The following is a 1,176-nucleotide window of genomic DNA, read 5'->3' as shown; positions in this document are numbered from 1 at the left end:
GCCATCTTGTGGATCCGGAGCCTCCGAACCGCCTGAAGATCTGAACTCCGTACAGGCCCTAGGCGCAGGGCGCCCGTCCGGCGGTCCACGACGCGGCAGTGAACGGGCGAGCTAAAAGATGACAGCCCTTGTCGGGTATCGCCGTTAGCTTCGGGAGCATGCACAACACGTTGAAGGGCAAGGTCGCGCTGGTCGCCGGAGGGACGCGAGGTGCCGGACGGGGCATCGCGGCGGAGCTGGGCGCGGCGGGGGCGACGGTGTACGTGACCGGTCGGACCACACGTGCGAGCCAGTCGGAGTACGCGCGGCCCGAGACCATCGAAGAGACCGCGGCATTGGTGGACGAGGCCGGCGGGAAGGGGATCGCCGTCCAGGTCGACCATTTGGAACGCGAGCAGGTACGTGCCCTCGTCGAACGGATCGAGCGCGACCATGGCCGGCTTGACGTGCTGGTCAACGACATCTGGGGCGGCGAGCTGCTGGCCCAGTGGGACACGCCGCTGTGGGAGCACGATCTCGACGGCGGGCTGCGGCTGCTCAGACTCGCCATCGATACGCACATCATCACCAGCCACTACGCACTGCCCCTGCTGATCAAGCGTCCGGGCGGCCTGGTGGTCGAGATGACTGACGGGACCAAGCAGTACAACGACCACAACTACCGCGTCTCCTTCTTCTACGACCACGCCAAGAGCGCGGTGATCAGGCTCGGCTTCGCGCAGGCGCACGAGCTGCGGCAGTACGGCTGCGCGGCGGTGACGTTGAGTCCGGGCTGGCTCAGGTCGGAATTGATGCTGGACCTGTTCGGGGTGAGGGAGGAGAACTGGCGTGATGCCACCGCACGCGAACCGCACTTCGTGATCTCGGAGACGCCCCGCTACGTCGGCAGAGCCGTCGCCGCCCTGGCCACGGACCCGGATGTGCTGCGCTGGAGCGGACAGTCGCTGTCAAGCGGGCAACTCGCTCGTGAGTACGGCTTCACCGATCTGGACGGCTCGCAGCCGGACTGCTGGCGGTACCTGGTCGAGGTCCAGGACCCTGGCAAGCCTGCGGACGCGACCGGCTACCGGTGAGGCGCCCCGGCCCCCGCCGCGCGGCACCCGGCTAGATGATTGATGCAAAGGCATAGCTGCAGGGATAGGGCGAGGGTGTCGATGCTCGATGTGTGACGAACGA

At 67.1% G+C, this 1,176-nt stretch carries 1 protein-coding gene; it reads left to right on the top strand.

The window, feature by feature from the left end; all coding sequences use genetic code 11:
* Nucleotides 1-158 precede the first annotated feature (158 nt).
* Nucleotides 159-1,073, top strand: a complete 915-nt coding sequence (locus ACFSKW_RS18330; RefSeq protein ID WP_379573466.1) for an SDR family oxidoreductase — start codon at nt 159-161, stop codon at nt 1,071-1,073.
* Nucleotides 1,074-1,176: the final 103 nt, after the last annotated feature.

The sequence above is a fragment of the Nonomuraea mangrovi genome (assembly GCF_042681425.1).
GTDB lineage: Bacteria > Actinomycetota > Actinomycetes > Streptosporangiales > Streptosporangiaceae > Nonomuraea > Nonomuraea mangrovi.
This window is presented reverse-complemented; position numbering and strand designations above follow the sequence as displayed.

Bases quoted from the DNA above. Each gene is read 5' to 3' on its own strand.
- ACFSKW_RS18330 (WP_379573466.1), top strand. From the start codon at position 159: ATGCACAACACGTTGAAGGGCAAGGTCGCGCTGGTCGCCGGAGGGACG.